The sequence below is a fragment of the Escherichia sp. 93.1518 genome (assembly GCF_013368915.2).
In the GTDB taxonomy this organism is placed as follows: domain Bacteria; phylum Pseudomonadota; class Gammaproteobacteria; order Enterobacterales; family Enterobacteriaceae; genus Escherichia; species Escherichia ruysiae.
In genome coordinates, this window is sequence record NZ_JABWMT020000006.1 from 46,695 (window position 1) to 66,301 (window position 19,607).

The following is a 19,607-nucleotide window of genomic DNA, read 5'->3' on the forward strand; positions in this document are numbered from 1 at the left end:
ATCCTGCGCCTTTTATTTCAACTGTTAGCTTTTATTGCAGGCGGCCATGACACTGCTTGTATTTTTTACCAGAACCGCACGGGCAAGGATCGTTACGTCCTACTTTGCGTTCACCGGTTTGCGCCGCCAGTGCAGCTGCGGCTGCAGAGTCGTCATCCTGATGGCTAAGCTGCTGCATTTGCGCTAAACGCTCGGCTTCCATACGACGCTGTTGTTCCAGCTCCTCAACCTCTTCAGGCATACGTACCTGAACTTTGCTCAGCGTACTGATAACTTCATATTTCAACGACTCCAGCATCGCTGCAAACATGGAGAACGATTCACGTTTGTATTCCTGCTTCGGATCTTTCTGCGCATAGCCACGCAGGTGGATACCCTGACGCAGATAATCCATCGCCGCCAGGTGCTCTTTCCACAGGGAGTCGAGCGTTTGCAACATCACGCCTTTCTCGAAGTGACGCATCATCTCAGCGCCAACCACTTCTTCTTTACGCTGATACACTTCAATGGACTGTGTCAGAATACGTTCACGCAGCGTCTCTTCATGCAGTTCAGGCTCTTTGTCCAGCCACTCGGCAATTGGCAAATCGAGGTCGAAATCGTTTTTCAGACGTTCCTGCAGACCCGGAATATCCCACATTTCTTCCAGTGACTGTGGCGGAATGTAGGCATCGATGGTCGCTTTGAACACATCTTCACGAATGCTGTTGATGGTTTCGCTCACATCGCTGACATCCAGCAGTTCGTTACGCTGGGAGTAAATGGCACGACGCTGGTCGTTGGCCACGTCATCATATTCCAGCAATTGCTTACGAATATCGAAGTTACGACTTTCAACTTTACGCTGGGCGTTAGCAATCGCTTTGGTCACCCACGGGTGCTCAATGGCTTCGCCTGGTTTCATCCCGAGTTTACGCATCATGCCGGAAACGCGATCAGAGGCGAAAATACGCATCAGCGCATCTTCCATCGACAGGTAGAAACGGGAAGAACCGGCATCCCCCTGACGACCAGAACGACCGCGCAGCTGGTTATCGATACGACGAGATTCGTGACGTTCGGTGCCGATGATATGCAGACCACCTGCCGCCAGTACCGCGTCGTGACGTACCTGCCAGTCGGCTTTGATTTTTTCAATTTGCTCTGCGGTCGGGTTTTCCAGCGTGGCAACTTCTGCCTGCCAGCTACCACCGAGCACAATGTCAGTACCACGACCCGCCATGTTGGTCGCGATAGTCACCGCTGCCGGATAACCTGCCTGAGCAACAATCGCCGCTTCGTTGGCGTGGAATTTGGCGTTCAGGACGTTGTGTTTGATACCAGCTTTGGTCAGTTCGTTTGACACCAGCTCCGATTTTTCGATGGAGATAGTACCCACCAGCACCGGCTGGCCTTTCGCAGTACGTTCTTTGATATCTTCGATAATTGCCTGAATTTTTTCCGCTTCAGTCATGTAGACCAGGTCTGGCAGATCTTTACGAATCATCGGACGGTTAGTCGGAACGACTACGGTATCCAGCTTGTAAATTGAGCTGAATTCGAATGCTTCGGTATCAGCAGTACCGGTCATCCCCGCCAGTTTTTCATACAGGCGGAAGTAGTTCTGGAAGGTGATAGAAGCCAGCGTCTGGTTTTCGTTCTGGATCTGCACACCTTCTTTGGCTTCAACAGCCTGGTGCAGACCATCGGACCAGCGACGCCCCTGCATGGTACGACCGGTGTGTTCGTCAACGATGATAACTTCGCCATCTTTAACGATGTAATCGACGTCGCGAGTAAACAGCGCGTGGGCACGCAGCGCCGCCGTTACGTGGTGCATCAGCATGATGTTGGCCGGAGAGTACAGTGACTCACCTTCCGCCATGATGCCTTCTTTCACCAGCAGTTCTTCAATCAGCACCAGACCACGTTCGGTCAGGTTCACCTGGCGAGATTTTTCATCAACCGAGAAGTGGCCTTCGCCCTGGAAGGTTTCGGAGTCTTCTTTTTCCTGACGGATCAGGTGCGGAATGATTTTGTTCACTCGCTTATACATTTCCGAGCTGTCTTCAGCCGGGCCGGAAATGATCAGCGGCGTACGTGCTTCATCGATCAGGATGGAGTCCACTTCGTCCACCAGCGCATAGTGCAGTTTACGCTGTACACGTTCTTCAGGGCTGAATGCCATGTTGTCGCGCAGGTAGTCGAAGCCGTATTCGTTGTTCGTACCGTAAGTGATGTCAGCCGCATAGGCTTCACGCTTTGCCGGCGCAGGCATTCCCGGCAGGTTGACGCCGACAGTCAGGCCGAGGAATTCAAACAGCGGACGGTTGTTTTCAGCGTCACGTTGCGCCAGATAGTCGTTGACGGTAACAACGTGCACACCTTTACCGGTTAATGCGTTCAGGTAAGCAGGCAGCGTTGCGGTCAGGGTTTTACCTTCACCAGTACGCATTTCCGCGATGCAACGTTCATTAAGAACCATACCGCCGAGCAACTGTACATCGAAGTGACGCATACCAAAGACGCGCTTACTTGCTTCACGAACGACTGCGAAGGCTTCCGGGATCAGATTTTCCAGCACTTCGCCTTTTTCCAGGCGCGCGCGAAACTCTGCGGTTTTTCCCTTCAACTCTTCGTCGGAGAGTTTTTCCATCTCCGGTTCCATGGCATTGATGACATTGACGACTTTGCGCATCCGGCGCAGGGTACGATCGTTACGACTACCGAAAACTTTAGTTAATAATTTGATTAGCATAATAAAATCTCAAACGCCCCGCGTTGCGGAGTTAATAAAATGAAGTAAAGGTTTATTGTTGTTAGCTGAAGCGTTGAGGGCCTGCACGGATGCCTTGCGCCAGGCTTATCCAGACGGGCGTGCTAAATGTTGTTTGCGGGGTAAAATGCGCATAATCAATGCGATAATCATTTTCAGACGGCGTGCCTTCCTGAGTCAGCAGCGCGCTGAGCGTATCCAGTAAAGCAAGATGTTGCGCCTGAAGAGGCAGAGATTCTTCGGCAACAGGCAGCGTTTGCGGCGCCATTGCAAAGGAAAGATGACGGATTACCGTGCGAATTGCGTGCTGATGCCAGTAATCAACGGAATAGTTTGAGTTCGGGCGGCGCGTGTTCGCTTCCAGCAAAGCCAACTGACTAAAGTTAACTTTGGCGGAAGGCTCGTGGTTGCGAGTTGTCGCTTTTGCGGGCGCGTTCGGCTCGGCGGCATTGCTGAGCGCAGGCAAACCTAAACTCGCCGCGACCATCCCTAATAAGAGATGCGGCCAGAAGTAGCGTTTACCAAACTGTCGCCAGCGCGTCAGTATTCCACTCACGTTATTGCCATCCCGATCGTATTCAAACGTATTTAGCGCACAAATCTTATCATTAAAGCCCGAAGTCCACAGCAGGAATGAAGATGAGTTGTGCGTAAAAGTGCTTAAGAAAACAGCGTTCGCACCGTTTCTTATCGCTCTTATAAAATTCAAAAAAAAACGACTGGTTCACCTGGCCGGAGAGAGTGCCAGATTTGCCAGTCGAATTTTATACGACAGTATAAATGTCGTTATGCCAGTACTGCTGAAGGCGCTTTGAAGGCCAACGGCAGTTCTGCGTCGTCCTGGAAGGTCACATATTCCCAGGCTTCCTGTTTTGCCAGGACAGCCTGCAACAATTTGTTATTCAGTGCATGACCGGATTTATAAGCGGTAAATGCACCAATAATGTTGTGACCGCACATGAACAAGTCACCGATCGCGTCGAGCATTTTGTGACGCACAAATTCGTCTTCAAAACGCAGGCCGTCTTCGTTCAGTACGCGATAATCGTCAACAACGATGGCACAATCGAAACTGCCGCCCAGGCACAAACCACGAGACTGCAGGTATTCGATATCACGCATGAAACCGAACGTACGCGCACGGCTGATCTGGCGCATAAATGCATCAGCAGAGAAGTTCATCGCATAACGTTGATTGCTGGAATCGATAGCCGGATGGTTGAAATCGATGGTGAAATCCAGCGAAAAACCATTGTACGGCTTAAATTCAGCCCACTTATCGCCATCTTCGACACGAACAGTCTCTTTGATGCGAACAAATTTCTTGGCGCAGTTCAGCTCGTCGATACCAGCATCAAGCAGCAGGTAAACAAACGGAGCGGCACTACCGTCCATGATCGGGATTTCCGGTGCGTTAACTTCGATAACGATGTTATCGATGCCTAAGCCCGCGAGCGCAGCATTCAGGTGCTCAACGGTTGAAATCCGTACATCATGCTCGTTGACCAGACACGTACAGAGCATGGTATCACGCACAGATTTGGCATCGGCCGGAAAATCTACCGGTGGATTCAAGTCGGTGCGACGATAGATGACCCCGGTGTTGGCCGGCGCAGGGCGTAACGTCAGAGTGACTTTCTTGCCGGTATGTAAACCGACACCCGTCGCCTGAACGATACGTTTAAGTGTCCTTTGTTTGATCATCGTATTATCTCGCCAAATTACCTATCCAACCGAAGTGTACTATACATTCGGCAGGCCAGTTTAGCACAAAGAGCCTGGTAACCCAAATTCCAGCTTAATCTTAGTCAGCTTGCTTACGCAGGAAAGCAGGGATATCCAGATAATCCGGCTCTTTCGCGGTTTGCGGCGTATTGTCGTTCACCACTTTAGCTACCGGTTTCTGCTCTTGCGTCAGCGGTGCCATACCATGCTGCTGGTAACGATCCATCACTGGCTGCTGAACTTGTTTATTGGTCACCAGAGTGATTTCAGGACGTTTGTCCATGCCGATACCTGTTGCAACCACGGTTACACGCAGTTCGTCGTTCATATCCGGGTCAAGAGAAGTACCGATAACCACAGTTGCGTTATCCGAAGCAAATGCACGGATGGTGTTACCTACGGTTTCGAACTCATCCAGACGCAGGTCGAAGCCCGCTGTGATGTTAACCAGCACGCCGCGCGCACCAGACAGGTCGATGTCTTCCAGCAGCGGAGAAGAGATAGCCATTTCAGCCGCTTCTTCCGCACGATCTTCACCGCTCGCCACGCCAGAACCCATCATTGCGTAGCCCATTTCAGACATCACGGTACGTACGTCTGCAAAGTCCACGTTCATCAGACCCGGACGAGTAATCAGTTCAGCGATACCCTGAACTGCGCCTTTCAGCACATCGTTCGCGGCGCCAAACGCATCAAGCAGGGAGATACCGCGCCCCAGCACTTTCAGCAGTTTGTCGTTCGGGATGGTGATCAATGAGTCCACATGCTTGGACAATTCAGTGATCCCCTGCTCCGCGAAGGCCATACGCTTCTTGCCTTCAAAGTTGAAAGGCTTAGTCACGACAGCAACGGTCAGGATACCCAAATCTTTTGCCACTTCAGCAACGACCGGCGCAGCACCTGTACCAGTACCACCACCCATACCTGCTGCAATAAATACCATGTCTGCACCTTCCAGCGCCGCACGCAGTGCATCGCGATCCTCATCAGCCGCATTACGGCCAACTTCTGGATTAGCGCCAGCTCCCAGTCCTTTGGTGATACCACTACCGATCTGAATCGTCTGCCCAACCGCCGTTTTACGCAGCGCCTGTGCATCGGTATTTACCGCGAAAAATTCAACACCTTCAATGCGCTCACGCACCATGTGCTCAACAGCATTACCGCCGCCGCCGCCGACGCCGATGACTTTAATCACCGCGTCGTTGGTAAGTTCCATTGGTTCAAACATAGTTTCTCTCCGATATGTGCCTGTCGCCTGAGGCCGTAATCACCGTCGACCTCATAAAAATTAAAACTCTTTTCGCAGCCAACTATTGAGTCGCTTGATCCACGAGCCAACTGATGCTGTAACACGTTTTTCTACTTCCGCTTCACCGTTAAGATGTGACTCTTTCCCGTAGTGAAGCAATCCCACAGCCGTCGAGTAATACGGCTCCTGAGCATAATCAGTTAAACCGGTGATATTCAGCGGCGCGCCAATACGCACCTGCGTATGAAACACGCGCTGAGCGCAGGCGGCAAGTCCTTCGATCTGCGCCGCGCCACCGGTTAATACAATGCCCGCCGCCAGGTGATGTTTCACGCCTTGTTGGCGAAGCTTTTCCTGCAGCTGCAATATCTCTTCGTTGACCAGATTGAGCAACTCGGTATACCGTGGCTCAATCACCTCCGCCAGCGTCTGACGTTGCAGACTACGCGGTGGTCGCCCACCTACGCTCGGCACTTCCACGCTCTCATCTTTACCGACGATGGAACCCAACGCGCAGCCATGGCGAACTTTAATCGCTTCGGCGTCGCTTGGCGGCGTGCCAAAGGCATAGGCAATGTCGCTGGTCACCACATTGCCAGCATAAGGAATTACCTTGGTGTGGCGCAATGCCCCACCGGTATAAACGGCGATATCCATTGTACCACCACCGATATCGACGACGCAGACTCCCAATTCACGTTCGTCTTCCGTCAATACCGAATAACTTGATGCCAGTCCGGCAAATATCAGTTGGTCAACTTTCAGCCCACAACGTTCAACCGCTTTGACGATGTTTTTCGCCATATCGTTGTGACATGTGATCAGGTGCACTTTTGCCTGCATTCGCACGCCCGAAAGTCCTACCGGATTTTTGATCCCTTCCTGATAGTCAATGGCATACTCTTGCGGGATCACATGCAGCACACGATGCTCATCGCGTACACGCACCGATTTCGCGGTATGGACGACGTTTTCCACATCTTCTTGCGTCACTTCTTCTTCAGAAATGGGCACCATACCAATTTCATTCTGGCAGCTGATGTGCTTACCAGAAAGCGCCAGATATACCGAAGAGATCTGGCAATCAGCCATCAATTCTGCCTGGTCAATAGCGCGTTGTACGCATTTGACCACAGATTCGAGGTCGTTAACCCCGCCTTTATCCATACCACGTGACGGGCAGCTGCCCACACCAATGATATTGACCATACCGTCGGGCAGAACTTCCCCTACTAAAGCGGCAACCTTCGCGGTGCCGATCTCCAGTCCTACTACCAGTTTTCTGTCCGTCGCCTTGATCATTGTTGTTCTGCCTGTGCCTGATTTTGTTGCTGAGTAGATTCCTCCGGCGGCAAGGGCGCCCAGCCAACTGCCGCTCCAGAGTCATAACGCAAATCAACGTAGCTAATCCGTTTGCCATCGGTTTGCGCCTGCTGCTGTAAAACCGGATAAAGTTCTACAAAGCGAGCCAAACGTTTCATCGTATCGCCCCGGCCAAGGTTGAGCTTAATATCGTTATTCAGCGTCAACTGCCAGGAACGCCGCGCGGTCATTGCCGCTTCCTTCAGAGTAAATCTGTCCTTTGCCAGCATTTGCCCCATTTCGCGATAACCCTGCAGCACTTCATTGGCGCTGCCTTCCGGGCCATACAACATCGGGAGCACCTGCTTGCTGGTGCGATCTGGCGGCACGCTGAAGGTGTTTCCTTCGGCGTCTACCATATGTTGATCATTCCACCGCGCAATCGGCACATATTCAACCAGATGAATCTTCAATTCATCAGGCCACTGCTTTCTGACGCTCACCTGCTTAATCCACGGCAGGCGTTGTTCAATTTGCGTCTGGATGATGTTGACATCCTGAGTCATAAAAGTACCCGGCTCACCCAATGCCAGGATCGACTGCCGGATATCGTCATTACGCGTGTAATGGCGTTCACCGGTCAACACCAGCTTTGAGAGCGGCAGGCGTTGCGCATCTTCCATCCAGCCCAACACGACCCAGCCGCTCACCAACACAGTCGTTAAAACCGTCAGCAGGAAAAGTATCCCCGCCAGACGCGTTCCATTATTGCGGTGAGAAGAAATTTCTTCTTCACTGTTTCGCGTGTTCAGAGCAGCCTGCGACATATTAGTCCGCCAGTTCCAGAATTCGTACTACCAACTGCGAGAAGCTTAAGCCTGCCTGACGTGCCGCCATCGGCACCAGGCTGTGGCTGGTCATACCCGGAGAGGTATTGGCTTCCAGCAGATAAAACTGTCCATCGCTGTCCAGCATGACGTCAATACGCCCCCATCCTTTACAACCTAAAGTCGTCCATGCTTTCAGCACTAATGCCTGCAAATTGGCCTCTTGTGCCGCTTCTAAACCTGCGGGGCAGAAATACTGTGTCTCATCAGAGAGATACTTCGCCTCATAATCATAGAAGGTTCCGGCGGGTTGAATACGTATTGACGGTAAAATTTCTTCACCGAGTATCGCAACCGTGAACTCCGGCCCACTTAACCATTTTTCAATCAATACTTCTTCATCGTGCTGAAATGCCAATCTTAATGCATCTTGTAGAGCATTTTCTGCTACTACTTTTGACATTCCCACGCTGGAACCTTCGCGGCTCGGCTTAACGATTAATGGTAAACCCAGGGCAGAAATTTCGGCTAACTGCTTATCGTTAAGGCCTTTTTCAAACTCTGCGCGGGTTAACGCCACCCACGGAGCGACCGGTAAACCAGCACCTTGCCACAGCAGTTTGCTGCGTAGTTTATCCATTGAAAGCGCAGATGCCATCACTCCGCTGCCGGTATAAGGCAGTCCCATCAGCTCAAGCATCCCCTGCAATGTGCCGTCTTCACCGCCGCGCCCGTGCAGAGCGATAAATACTTTCTGAAATCCCATCGATTTCAGTTGCGTCACGTCAACTTCTTTAGGGTCAACAGGATGTGCATCGACGCCGCCTTCGCGCAGCCCGGCTAACACAGCAGCGCCAGAATTCAGAGAAACTTCCCGCTCTGCGGAGGTTCCGCCCAACAGAACCGCGATTTTATCAGTCATGTTGTTCTTCCTCCGGAGTTTGCGGCTTCAGTTTGATTTCAGCTAAAGAACGGGCAATTTTTCCAATATTACCCGCACCCTGCACGAGAATCAGGTCGTTACCGGTTAATACTGGTGCTAACATCTCGGCTACCTGCGCCGGATCTGGCACCAGAATAGGATCAATTTTCCCACGTCCACGAATCGTGCGGCACAGCGAACGGCTATCCGCTCCCGGAATCGGTGCTTCACCTGCCGGATAAACTTCCAGCATCAACAGGGTATCAACCTGAGTCAGTACATTGGCGAAATCGTCATACAGGTCGCGAGTACGGGTAAAACGATGCGGCTGAAACAGCATTACCAGGTTTTTATCCGGCCAGCCTGCACGTGCCGCCTTTATAGTGGCATCCACTTCGGTCGGATGGTGACCGTAGTCATCAACCAGCATTGCTGTACCGCTTTTACCGTTGACCGGCTCCAGCGGGAATTCACCGAGGAAATCGAAGCGACGACCGGTTCCCTGGAAGCTCTCCAGCGCACGCAGAATAGCATCGTCGTCAATCCCCTCTTCCGTAGCAACCGCAACCGCAGCCGCCGCGTTCAGCGCATTATGACGACCAGGCGCATTCAGGGTAACGCGCATCGGCTCTTTGTCCTGGCGCAGCAGCGTAAAATGCCCCTGCGGGCCAATCTGCTGATAATCTTCTACACGCACATCGGCATCTTCGCTGAAGCCGTAAGTCGTGGTCTGACGCCCCACGCGCGGTAACAATTCGCGGATCACCGGATCGTCAACACACATTACCGCACGACCGTAAAACGGTAGGTTGTGCAGAAAATTAATAAAGGTCTGTTTTAAATTCTCAAAGTCGCCCTGGTAGGTATCCATATGGTCGGCTTCGATATTGGTGACAATCGCCACCATGGGTTGCAGATGCAGGAACGATGCATCGCTCTCATCTGCTTCGGCAATCAAATAGCGACCATGCCCTAAACGCGCATGAACGCCAGCCGCTTTTACCAGCCCACCGTTAACGAAAGTTGGATCGAGACCCGCTTCCGCATAGATGCTGGAAACCATCGCGGTGGTTGTCGTTTTGCCATGCGTTCCGGCAATGGCGATGCCATGACGAAAACGCATTAACTCAGCCAGCATTTCCGCGCGACGGATCACCGGAATACGCGCTTCATGAGCGGCAACAATCTCAGGGTTGTCGGCAGAAATTGCACTGGAAACAACGACCACGCTGGCGTCGCGCACGTTTTCCGGGCGATGGTTGAAGTAAATCGTCGCCCCCAGATTCATTAACTGCTGCGTGACCGGATTTGGCGCTAAATCTGAACCACTGATCTGATACCCTTCATTGGCCAGAACTTCGGCAATACCGCCCATACCGGCACCACCGATGCCGACAAAGTGAATGTGCCGAACGCGACGCATTTCGGGCACGATGTAACGCAGTTTTGCCAATTGTTGTGTATTCATTCTTTACGCCATTAACTTCTCAAATTCATGCGATGCAAAAGGCATCGCCACAATTACGCCCGGGCAGCCCGGCTCACTTCATTTGCCACTCGCTCGGTGGCATCCGGGATGGATGCAGCACGGGCGCGTTCTGCCATGGTTAATAAGGTTTCTCGCGACCACCCGGCCAGGGTGTTGGCGACAGCATCCACAGTAAGCTGTGGTTGCTCGATAATTTTGGCTGCGCCCGCTTTTTCCAGCGGCAGTGCATTCCAGTATTGCTGGCGGTCTTTATGCTGAAACGGCACAAACAATGCTGGTAACCCCGCCGCAGCGATTTCACTCACCGTCAACGCACCAGAGCGGCAAACGACAACATCCGCCCACGCATACGCCGCCGCCATATCATCAATAAATTCCGTCACTTTATGCTGCGGTTGCCCTGCTTCGGCATACGCTTGTTCAACGGATTGTTGCGAACCTTTGCCGCTCTGATGCCAGATAGTGACTGAATCGCCCAGCTTTGCTGCAACCAGCGGCATTGTCTGGTTAAGAATGCGTGCGCCCTGAGAACCACCCACTACCAACACACGAACCGGACCTTCACGTCCAGCCAAACGTTGCTGCGGCAACGGCAGCGCCAGCACATCGGTACGAACAGGATTACCCACCACTTCCGCATTAGGGAAAGCGCCTGGAAACGCCTGCATCACTTTGGTCGCAATCTTCGCCAGCCATTTATTGGTTAAGCCCGCAATACCGTTTTGTTCATGAAGTACGACCGGAATGCCTAACGACCACGCTGCCAGACCTCCTGGGCCTGAAACGTAGCCGCCCATACCGAGCACCACGTCAGGTTTATACGCTTTCATAATCGCCCGCGCCTGACGCCAGGCGTTAAAGATACGCAACGGAGCTGCGAGTAACGCTTTAATACCCTTGCCGCGCAAACCAGAGATACGAATAAAGTCGATCTCGATACCGTGCTTCGGCACTAAGTCCGCTTCCATACGATCGGCAGTACCCAGCCAGCGAACTTGCCACCCCTGGGTCATTAAATGATGCGCAACCGCAAGCCCCGGGAACACATGTCCGCCAGTACCGCCTGCCATCACCATTAATCGCTTCCCTTGACCACTCATCGTGAACCTCGTACAAACGCCTGCGCTTTCTCCAGACGCGTTTCATAATCAATACGCAACAGCATCATGATGGCTGTCGACATAATCAGTAAGCTCGAACCACCGTAACTGATGAGCGGCAATGTCAAACCTTTGGTCGGTAACATCCCCGCCGCAGCGCCGACGTTAACCAGCGCCTGGAAACTAAACCAGATGCCAATTGAACAGGCGAGAAAACCGGAAAAACGATGGTCAATTTCTAACGCTTTACGACCAATCGACATCGCGCGAAAAGCGACGAAGAATACCATTAAAAGCGCCAGCACCACACCGATATACCCCAGTTCTTCGCCGATAATGGCGAAAATAAAGTCAGTGTGCGCTTCCGGCAGATACTCCAGTTTTTGTACCGAGTTACCTAAACCTTGTCCCCACAGTTCGCCGCGACCAAACGCCATCAGCGATTGCGTCAGCTGATAGCCGCTGCCGAAAGGATCTTCCCACGGGTTCCAGAATGCGGTAACACGACGAATACGGTACGGTTCGGCGAGGATCAGCAACACAACCGCTGAAATCCCCATGCCAATAATGGCGATGAACTGCCACAATTTCGCCCCAGCCAAGAACAGCATCGCCAGCGTAGTCACAAACAACACCACCACCGTACCAAGGTCAGGCTGTGCCAGCAGCAACACGGCCAACACCAGAATCACGCCCATCGGTTTCAGGAAGCCGCGCAGGTTGTTACGCACTTCATCGCCTTTGCGCACCAGATAGTTGGCGATATAGCAAAACAGCGACAGCTTGGTCAGTTCAGCTGGCTGGATACGCAGCAAGCCAAGATCGATCCAACGCGATGCCCCTTTAACCGAGCTACCCACCACCAGCACGATCATCAACAGGATGATTGATCCGAGCAGCATCGTGGCACTATAGCGTTGCCAGAACTCCATCGGCAGACGCAGCGTAATGATCGCCAGAATGAACGCCAGGATCAGATAGACGCCATCACGCTTCGCGAAGAAGAACGGATCGTTGGTTAAGCGTTGCCCTATGGGCATTGACGCCGAGGTCACCATGATAAAGCCAATCGCCGCGAGGCCGAAGGTCAGCCACAGCAAGGTGCGATCGTACATGATCAGGCTGTCGGTATCTTTTTCCCGCGAGCCCATCACCCAGCCCTTTAGCGCCGTGGAGATCCAGACCAGGATACTAAATCCCGGCAGGCGCGGCATTTTCAGGCGAGGGAGAGATAAACGCATCAACCTAACTCCTTCGCCAGACGGGCAAACTCATTGCCTCGTTGTTCAAAGTTCTTGAACTGATCAAGGCTGGCACAGGCCGGGGAGAGCAGAACCATATCTCCTGGTTGGACACGCGGAGCCAGCAAGCGCATCGCCTGTTCCATAGTTTCGGTTTGCTCTGCCACTTCCGGGCGTAACGCCGCCAACTGTGCGCCATCACGACCGAAACAATACAGACGCACGTTATCGCCATTCAGATAGCGGGCCAGTGGGCTGAAGTCTGCCGATTTACCATCGCCACCCAGCAACAAATGCAGCGTGCCGTCTACGTGCAGGCCATTCAGCGCCGCTTCGGTACTGCCGACATTGGTCGCTTTCGAATCGTTAATCCAGCGCACACCGTTATGCTCCAGCACCACTTCAAAGCGATGCGGCAGACCGGTAAACGTGGTTAACGCTTTCAGGCTGCTGGCACGCGGTAAACCTGCGGCATCAGCCAGCGCCAGTGCAGCCAGCGCATTGGTGTAGTTATGCTGCCCGGAAAGTTTCATCTCTTTCACGTTCAACACTTTCTCGCCTTTCACCCGCAGCCAGGTTTCACCCTGCTGATGGTTCAGGTGATAGTCACCCATATTGACGCCGAAGCTGACGCAACGTTCATCCGCACCGCGAATCGGCATCGTTAAGGCATCATCGGCATTAACCACGCAAACTTTTGCGTTTTCGTAAATACGCAGTTTTGCCGCACGATACTGCTGTAAACCAAATGGATAGCGATCCATATGATCTTCAGTCACGTTCAGAATCGTCGCCGCCACCGCCTGTAAGCTGGATGTCGTTTCCAGCTGGAAGCTTGACAGTTCCAGCACATACAGCTCGCACTCAGCATCCAGCAGCATCAATGCTGGCAGACCAATGTTGCCACCCACGCCAACGTTAACGCCTGCTGCTTTCGCCATTTCCCCCACTAAGGTGGTGACAGTGCTTTTGCCGTTAGAACCGGTGATCGCCACGACAGGCGCTTGTGCTTCGCGGCAGAACAGCTCGATATCGCCAACAATTTCAATTCCGGCATCAGCAACGGCGCTTAAGGAAGGATGCGCCAGCGCAATACCGGGGCTGGCGACAATCAGATCTGCCGCCATCAGCCATTCATCATTGAGACCGCCAGTATGGCGCTCCACCGCTTCGGGTAATTTATCCAGACCAGGCGGTGTCATACGCGTATCCATTACGCGCGGCGTCACGCCGCGAGCAAGGAAAAAGTCCACGCAAGAAAGCCCGGTGAGGCCCAGGCCGATAATGACGACATTTTTACCCAGGTAATCAGCCATGATTAACGTACCTTCAGCGTTGCCAGACCAATCAGAACCAGCATCAGCGAAATAATCCAGAAACGCACAATGACGCGCGGTTCCGGCCAGCCTTTCAGTTCATAGTGGTGATGAATCGGCGCCATGCGGAAAATACGTTGCCCGCGCAGTTTAAAGGAGCCGACTTGCAAAATAACCGACAGGGTTTCGACGACAAACACGCCGCCCATAATCACCAGCAGGAATTCCTGACGCAGCAGTACGGCGATAATGCCCAACGCGCCGCCTAACGCCAGCGAACCGACATCACCCATAAAGACCTGCGCCGGATAGGTGTTAAACCACAGGAAGCCCAGCCCTGCCCCGACTATCGCGGTGCAGACAATGACCAGTTCCCCTGCATGTCGCAGATACGGTATGTGTAAATAGCTGGCAAAGTTCATGTTGCCGGTCGCCCACGCCACCAGCGCAAAACCACCAGCGACAAATACGGTCGGCATAATCGCCAGGCCATCAAGACCATCGGTCAGGTTTACCGCGTTACCGGTGCCGACAATAACGAAGTAGGCCAGCAGGATGTAGAACAAACCTAACTGCGGCATCACATCTTTAAAGAACGGTACAACCAGTTGCGTTGCTGGCGTGTCTTTCCCGGCAAGATACAAAGCGAAAGCAACACCCAGCGCAATGACCGACATCCAGAAATACTTCCAACGTGCGATCAACCCTTTGGTGTCTTTGCGCACGACTTTGCGATAGTCATCAACGAAGCCAATGATGCCGTAGCCGACCAGCACTACCAGTACGCACCAGACATACGGGTTAGACGGGTAAGCCCACAGCAGTACGGAGATCACAATCGCTGTCAGGATCATAATCCCGCCCATGGTCGGCGTACCGCGCTTGCTAAAGTGCGATTCCGGGCCATCGTTACGCACCACCTGACCAAAGGAGAGTTTTTGCAGATGAGCAATCATGCGCGGCCCCATCCACAATGAGATGAACAGCGCGGTCAGCAGGCTGACGATGGCGCGAAACGTCAGATAGGAAAAGACGTTAAAGCCGGAATAATATTTGACCAAATGTTCGGCCAGCCAAACTAACATGTCCCATTCTCCTGTAAAGCGCGTACTACCTCTTCCATGGCAGCACTACGTGAACCCTTAACTAAAATCGTAATTACCTGTTGCTCAGCAATCAGTGATTTAAGACGCGTAATTAACGCAGTTTTATCAGCAAAATGTTCGCCCACACCGCTGGCGGTACTAATAGCATGGCTTTGTTTACCCACGCTTAACACGCGGTCAATACCAGCAGCTTTTGCCGCTTCGCCCACCTGTACATGGCAGGCTTCGCTTTCAGCGCCCAGTTCCGCCATATCGCCAACGACCAGTACACGGTAGCCCGGCATCTCAGCCAGAACCTGAACTGCGGCAGTCATGGAGCCGACGTTAGCGTTGTAGGAGTCGTCGAGCAGCAACTGGTTTTCCGCCAGTTGGATGGGGAACAAACGGCCAGCAACAGCCTGTAGATTTGCCAGCCCCGCTTTGATGGCATCAAGCGTTGCGCCCACGGACATGGAGAGCGCCGCAGCAGCCAATGCATTCGCAATATTGTGACGCCCCGGCAGCGGCAGCAGGACATCGACGCTACCCGTTGGAGTTTGCAGCGTAAATTCAGTACCGTGCGAGGTCACATGAATATTGGTGGCGGTAAAATCACTGTTGGCGGCATTGGGTGAGAAACGCCACACTTTGCGATTGCCAATCACGCTTTGCCAGTTCAACCAGTCGTTATTGTCGGCATTCATAATGGCGATACCGTTTTCCGGCAGGCCGGTAAAGATTTCGCCTTTCGCTTTTGCCACGCCCGCCAAAGAACCGAAGCCTTCCAGATGCGCCGCCGCCAGGTTGTTGACCAGCGCGGCTTCCGGGCGGGTCAGGCTTACTGTCCAGGCAATTTCGCCCTGATGGTTCGCACCAAGTTCAATGACTGCGTAGTCGTATTCTGGCGTTAAGCGCAGCAGCGTCATCGGCACGCCGATGTCATTGTTGAGGTTGCCAGCCGTATAAAGCGTCTTCCCGCACTGGCTTAAAATCGCCGCCGTCATCTCTTTCACAGAGGTTTTGCCGGAGGAACCGGTCAGAGCAACCACGCGCGCCGGAACTTGCTGGCGAACCCATGCAGCCAGTTCACCAAACGCCAGACGCGTATCCTTGACGATTAACTGTGGCAGCTCGATGTCCAGCGGACGGCTAACCAGCAGCGCGCCCGCGCCGCCAGCTTTCGCCTGGTCGGCAAAATCATGGGCATCGAAACGTTCGCCTTTCAGGGCAACAAACAGGCAGCCCGGCGTCAGTTTACGGGAGTCAGTCGTTACGGCATCAAGGGTGATATCTGCCCCTTGCAGTTCACCGTTGAGAATGTTCGCCAGTTGGCTAAGGGTTACGCTAATCATGCGATCACCCCCAGCAGACGCGCCACCGTGACACGATCGGAGTAGTCCAGACGCTGGTTGCCAACAATCTGGTAATCTTCATGGCCTTTGCCCGCGACCAGCACCACATCATTCTCTTTAGCCTGCATAACGGCGCAAGTCACCGCTTCAGCGCGGCCTTCCATCACTTTGGCATGTCCGGCATCTAACATTCCCGCCAGAATATCGTTGATGATGACGCGCGGTTCTTCGGTACGCGGGTTATCGTCCGTCACCACCGCCACGTCAGCAAACTCTTCGGCAATTGCGCCCATCAGTGGACGCTTGCCTTTATCACGATCGCCGCCACAGCCAAAGACGCACCACAGCTTGCCCGCACAGTGCAGACGCGCCGCCTGTAAGGCTTTTTCCAACGCATCTGGCGTGTGAGCGTAATCCACCACCACCGTCGGTTTGCCTGGCGCAGTGAACACTTCCATACGTCCGCAAACCGGTTGCAGACGTGCGGCGGTTTTTAGCAGATCGGCCAGCGGATAACCCAGCGCCAGCAGTGTCGCCAGCGCCAGCATCAGGTTGCTGACGTTAAAAGCGCCCATCAGGCGACTTTCTATTTCGCCATCGCCCCAGCTTGAGGTGAAGCGGATAGTCGCACCGCTGTCGTGATAGTTCACATCGGTCACTTTCAGCCAACGACCGTGACAGTTCGGATTGATATTGTCTTCCATCGACACCGCAACCGCGTCTGGTAGTTTTGCCAGCCAGCGGCGACCCACTTCATCATCAGCGTTAACAATCGCCTGACCGCAATGATGTTCAGAATAAAGCAACCATTTCGCGGCTTCGTAGTGTTCCATATCACCATGATAATCAAGGTGATCGCGGCTTAAGTTGGTAAAAACTGACGCCGCAAATTTCAATGCCGCCACACGGTGCTGTACCAGTCCGTGGGAGGAAACTTCCATCGCGCAAAAAGTCGCGCCCTGATCCACTAGCCCCGCCAGCTCATGCTGAACGTCAACTGCCGATCCGGTGGTATTTTCCGTCGGGATGACTTTCCCCAGCAGGCCGTTACCAACAGTGCCCATTACCGCGCTGGTTTCGCCAAGCAGTTGGCTCCACTGCGCCAGAAGCTGGGTAGTCGTGGTTTTGCCGTTGGTGCCCGTTACGCCCACGAGACGTAAATTGTCAGAGGGTTCATGGTAAAAGCGACCCGCCAGTGCAGATAAACGCTCATTGAGCTGGCTGAGATAGATGACCGGTACGCCGTGCATTTCACGGATTTCACCGTCGGTCGCCTCATCTTTCGCCTCTGCAATAATGGCAGCCACACCTTGCGCTATCGCCTGCGGGATATATCGACGCCCGTCCGCCTGATGACCTACTACAGCTACAAAGAGATCGCCCGCCGCAGCCACACGGCTGTCGAGTGTCATCTCTCGCAGTGCTCGCGAAGGTGCGTCTGGCACCCACGGAGCAAGAAGGTCGCGCAAATTACGATCTGCCACCTGTCCCCTCGCCTTGATTAATCACAAATTCATTTTTATCACCCGTTGTCAGCGCATCCGGCTCGATGTTCATGGTGCGCAATACGCCGCCCATGATGGCACCAAAGACCGGCGCGGAAACGGCGCCGCCGTAGTATTTACCCGCCTGCGGATCGTTGATAACAACAACCAGCGCGAAGCGCGGCTGACTCGCAGGCGCAACGCCTGCGGTATAAGCAATATATTTATTGATGTAGCGACCGTCCGGCCCGACCTTTTTCGCAGTACCGGTTTTAATAGCGATACGATAGCCTTTAATCGCCGCCTTCACGCCGCCGCCGCCCGGTAGCGCCACGCTTTCCATCATATGCACCACGGTGCGGACAATGGATTCCGGGAAGACTCGTTCACCGGGAACCGGGGGGTCAACTTTGGTAATCGACAGCGGGCGATAAATGCCGTAGCTGCCGATAGTTGCGTAGACTCGCGCTAACTGTAACGGTGTTACCATTAGCCCGTAGCCGAAAGAGAAGGTGGCCCTCTCTATGTCAGACCACCGTTGTTTTTGAGGATATAAGCCACTGCGTTCTCCGACCAACCCCAAATTGGTCGCTTTTCCCAGTCCAAAACGTGAGTAAGTATCTACTAACGCTGAGGACGGCATCGCTAACGCCAGCTTGGAAACACCGACGTTACTCGACTTCTGTAATACCCCGGTCAGGGTTAATTCGCTGTAGCGCGCCACGTCTTTGATTTCGTGGCCGTTAATTCGATAAGGAACGGTATTCAGTACTGAGTTTTCTCGCACCACGCCGCGCTGCAACGCGGTCATCACCACCATCGGCTTGACGGTTGAACCTGGTTCAAAGACGTCGGTGATGGTACGGTTACGCATCGCCTCTTTTGGCGTGCCACTCAGATTGTTTGGGTTGTATGACGGGCTGTTAGCCATCGCCAGCACTTCGCCAGTGTTGACATCCACCAGCACGGCACTACCGGATTCCGCCTTGTTAAAGGCCACCGCGTTGTTCAGTTCGCGATAAACCAGCGCCTGCAGGCGTTCATCAATACTCAGCGCAAGGTTGTGCGCCGCCTGGCTGTCGGTAGAAGAAATATCTTCAATTACGCGACCGTAGCGGTCTTTACGCACAATACGTTCACCCGGCTGCCCGGTAAGCCATTTATCGAAACTCTTCTCGACGCCCTCAATCCCCTGGCTATCGACATTGGTAAAGCCAATGAGGTGAGCGGTCACTTCGCCGGACGGATAGTAACGGCGAGACTCTTCACGCAGATGAATCCCCGGCAGTTTCAGTTTTTTGATGTAGTCCGCCATGTCAGGGTTTACCTGACGCGCCAGATAAATAAAGCGTCCTTTCGGGTTGGCGTTAATGCGGGCTGAGAGCTGATCCAGTGGAATGTTAAGCGCGTTAGCCAGCGCCTTCCAGCGGTCACCGACGCTGATACCGCCAGCGTCATGCACTTCTTTTGGGTCAGCCCAGATCGCTTTTACCGGCACACTTACCGCTAATGGGCGACCAGAGCGGTCAGTAATCATGCCGCGTGAGGTGGATACTTGTTGAACGCGAAGAGAACGCATGTCGCCCTCTTTCACCAACATATCCGGGGAGATAACCTGTAACCACGCTACGCGCCCGAGCAGAAAAGCCAGCGCCAGTAAAATACAGCCGCATAACAACGCAAAACGCCAACTGATAAAGTTGGCATGTTCTTCCTGACGTTTTGGTTTCTGCGTTTTCGCCGCTGCTTTCATGCGT

15 protein-coding genes are annotated in these 19,607 nt (G+C 53.4%); all 15 read right to left on the minus strand.

What is annotated here, in order from left to right; all coding sequences use genetic code 11:
* Positions 1-31 precede the first annotated feature (31 nt).
* The 15 genes from secA to ftsI all read right to left on the minus strand — a co-directional run bounded on the left by secA (position 32) and on the right by ftsI (position 19,603).
* A complete protein-coding gene (gene secA / locus HEN21_RS06160) occupies positions 32-2,737 on the minus strand; it encodes a preprotein translocase subunit SecA (RefSeq protein ID WP_176251924.1) in 2,706 nt (901 codons plus the stop codon).
* Positions 2,738-2,798: 61 nt separating this feature from the next.
* Complete coding sequence (secM, locus tag HEN21_RS06165) at positions 2,799-3,311, minus strand: secA translation cis-regulator SecM (protein WP_000014328.1); 513 nt, start codon at positions 3,309-3,311, stop codon at positions 2,799-2,801.
* A 230-nt stretch (positions 3,312-3,541) separates the two neighbouring features.
* Positions 3,542-4,459, minus strand: coding sequence for a UDP-3-O-acyl-N-acetylglucosamine deacetylase (lpxC, locus tag HEN21_RS06170; protein WP_000595482.1), 918 nt, complete (start codon positions 4,457-4,459; stop codon positions 3,542-3,544).
* 100 nt (positions 4,460-4,559) lie between these two features.
* A complete protein-coding gene (ftsZ, locus tag HEN21_RS06175) occupies positions 4,560-5,711 on the minus strand; it encodes a cell division protein FtsZ (protein WP_000462777.1) in 1,152 nt (383 codons plus the stop codon).
* A gap of 60 nt (positions 5,712-5,771) precedes the next feature.
* Positions 5,772-7,034, minus strand: coding sequence for a cell division protein FtsA (gene ftsA / locus HEN21_RS06180; RefSeq protein ID WP_000588474.1), 1,263 nt, complete (start codon positions 7,032-7,034; stop codon positions 5,772-5,774).
* The gene (gene ftsQ / locus HEN21_RS06185) at positions 7,031-7,861 is read right to left on the minus strand and encodes a cell division protein FtsQ (protein WP_000075731.1); all 831 of its coding nucleotides are present in this window, start codon (positions 7,859-7,861) and stop codon (positions 7,031-7,033) included. Before ftsQ ends, ftsA begins: the two co-directional genes overlap by 4 nt.
* A 1-nt stretch (position 7,862) precedes the next feature.
* Positions 7,863-8,783 (minus strand): D-alanine--D-alanine ligase, encoded by a 921-nt coding sequence (ddlB, locus tag HEN21_RS06190; protein WP_000130076.1) that lies wholly within the window; start codon positions 8,781-8,783, stop codon positions 7,863-7,865.
* Entirely contained in the window at positions 8,776-10,251 is a 1,476-nt protein-coding gene (murC, locus tag HEN21_RS06195; RefSeq protein ID WP_001096083.1) for a UDP-N-acetylmuramate--L-alanine ligase, read from the minus strand. The genes ddlB and murC overlap by 8 nt, the downstream gene beginning before the upstream one ends.
* A gap of 53 nt (positions 10,252-10,304) precedes the next feature.
* The gene (gene murG, locus HEN21_RS06200; protein WP_000016579.1) at positions 10,305-11,372 is read right to left on the minus strand and encodes an undecaprenyldiphospho-muramoylpentapeptide beta-N-acetylglucosaminyltransferase; all 1,068 of its coding nucleotides are present in this window, start codon (positions 11,370-11,372) and stop codon (positions 10,305-10,307) included.
* On the minus strand, positions 11,369-12,613 hold the full coding sequence (ftsW, locus tag HEN21_RS06205; protein WP_010345404.1) for a cell division protein FtsW: 1,245 nt from the start codon (positions 12,611-12,613) through the stop codon (positions 11,369-11,371). The genes murG and ftsW overlap by 4 nt, the downstream gene beginning before the upstream one ends.
* Positions 12,613-13,929, minus strand: coding sequence for a UDP-N-acetylmuramoyl-L-alanine--D-glutamate ligase (gene murD / locus HEN21_RS06210; RefSeq protein WP_176251925.1), 1,317 nt, complete (start codon positions 13,927-13,929; stop codon positions 12,613-12,615). The genes ftsW and murD overlap by 1 nt, the downstream gene beginning before the upstream one ends.
* A 2-nt stretch (positions 13,930-13,931) precedes the next feature.
* Positions 13,932-15,014 (minus strand): phospho-N-acetylmuramoyl-pentapeptide-transferase, encoded by a 1,083-nt coding sequence (gene mraY, locus HEN21_RS06215; protein ID WP_000964122.1) that lies wholly within the window; start codon positions 15,012-15,014, stop codon positions 13,932-13,934.
* Entirely contained in the window at positions 15,008-16,366 is a 1,359-nt protein-coding gene (gene murF / locus HEN21_RS06220) for a UDP-N-acetylmuramoyl-tripeptide--D-alanyl-D-alanine ligase (protein ID WP_176251926.1), read from the minus strand. The genes mraY and murF overlap by 7 nt, the downstream gene beginning before the upstream one ends.
* Positions 16,363-17,850, minus strand: coding sequence for a UDP-N-acetylmuramoyl-L-alanyl-D-glutamate--2,6-diaminopimelate ligase (murE, locus tag HEN21_RS06225; protein ID WP_105287001.1), 1,488 nt, complete (start codon positions 17,848-17,850; stop codon positions 16,363-16,365). The genes murF and murE overlap by 4 nt, the downstream gene beginning before the upstream one ends.
* Positions 17,837-19,603, minus strand: coding sequence for a peptidoglycan glycosyltransferase FtsI (gene ftsI, locus HEN21_RS06230; RefSeq protein WP_000642204.1), 1,767 nt, complete (start codon positions 19,601-19,603; stop codon positions 17,837-17,839). Before ftsI ends, murE begins: the two co-directional genes overlap by 14 nt.
* Positions 19,604-19,607 lie beyond the last annotated feature (4 nt).

Bases quoted from the DNA above. Each gene is read 5' to 3' on its own strand.
- secA (WP_176251924.1), bottom strand. From the start codon at position 2,737: ATGCTAATCAAATTATTAACTAAAGTTTTCGGTAGTCGTAACGATCGT.
- lpxC (WP_000595482.1), bottom strand. From the start codon at position 4,459: ATGATCAAACAAAGGACACTTAAACGTATCGTTCAGGCGACGGGTGTC.
- ftsZ (WP_000462777.1), bottom strand. From the start codon at position 5,711: ATGTTTGAACCAATGGAACTTACCAACGACGCGGTGATTAAAGTCATC.
- ftsA (WP_000588474.1), bottom strand. From the start codon at position 7,034: ATGATCAAGGCGACGGACAGAAAACTGGTAGTAGGACTGGAGATCGGC.
- ftsQ (WP_000075731.1), bottom strand. From the start codon at position 7,861: ATGTCGCAGGCTGCTCTGAACACGCGAAACAGTGAAGAAGAAATTTCT.
- ddlB (WP_000130076.1), bottom strand. From the start codon at position 8,783: ATGACTGATAAAATCGCGGTTCTGTTGGGCGGAACCTCCGCAGAGCGG.
- murC (WP_001096083.1), bottom strand. From the start codon at position 10,251: ATGAATACACAACAATTGGCAAAACTGCGTTACATCGTGCCCGAAATG.
- murG (WP_000016579.1), bottom strand. From the start codon at position 11,372: ATGAGTGGTCAAGGGAAGCGATTAATGGTGATGGCAGGCGGTACTGGC.
- ftsW (WP_010345404.1), bottom strand. From the start codon at position 12,613: ATGCGTTTATCTCTCCCTCGCCTGAAAATGCCGCGCCTGCCGGGATTT.
- murD (WP_176251925.1), bottom strand. From the start codon at position 13,929: ATGGCTGATTACCTGGGTAAAAATGTCGTCATTATCGGCCTGGGCCTC.
- mraY (WP_000964122.1), bottom strand. From the start codon at position 15,014: ATGTTAGTTTGGCTGGCCGAACATTTGGTCAAATATTATTCCGGCTTT.
- murF (WP_176251926.1), bottom strand. From the start codon at position 16,366: ATGATTAGCGTAACCCTTAGCCAACTGGCGAACATTCTCAACGGTGAA.
- ftsI (WP_000642204.1), bottom strand. From the start codon at position 19,603: ATGAAAGCAGCGGCGAAAACGCAGAAACCAAAACGTCAGGAAGAACAT.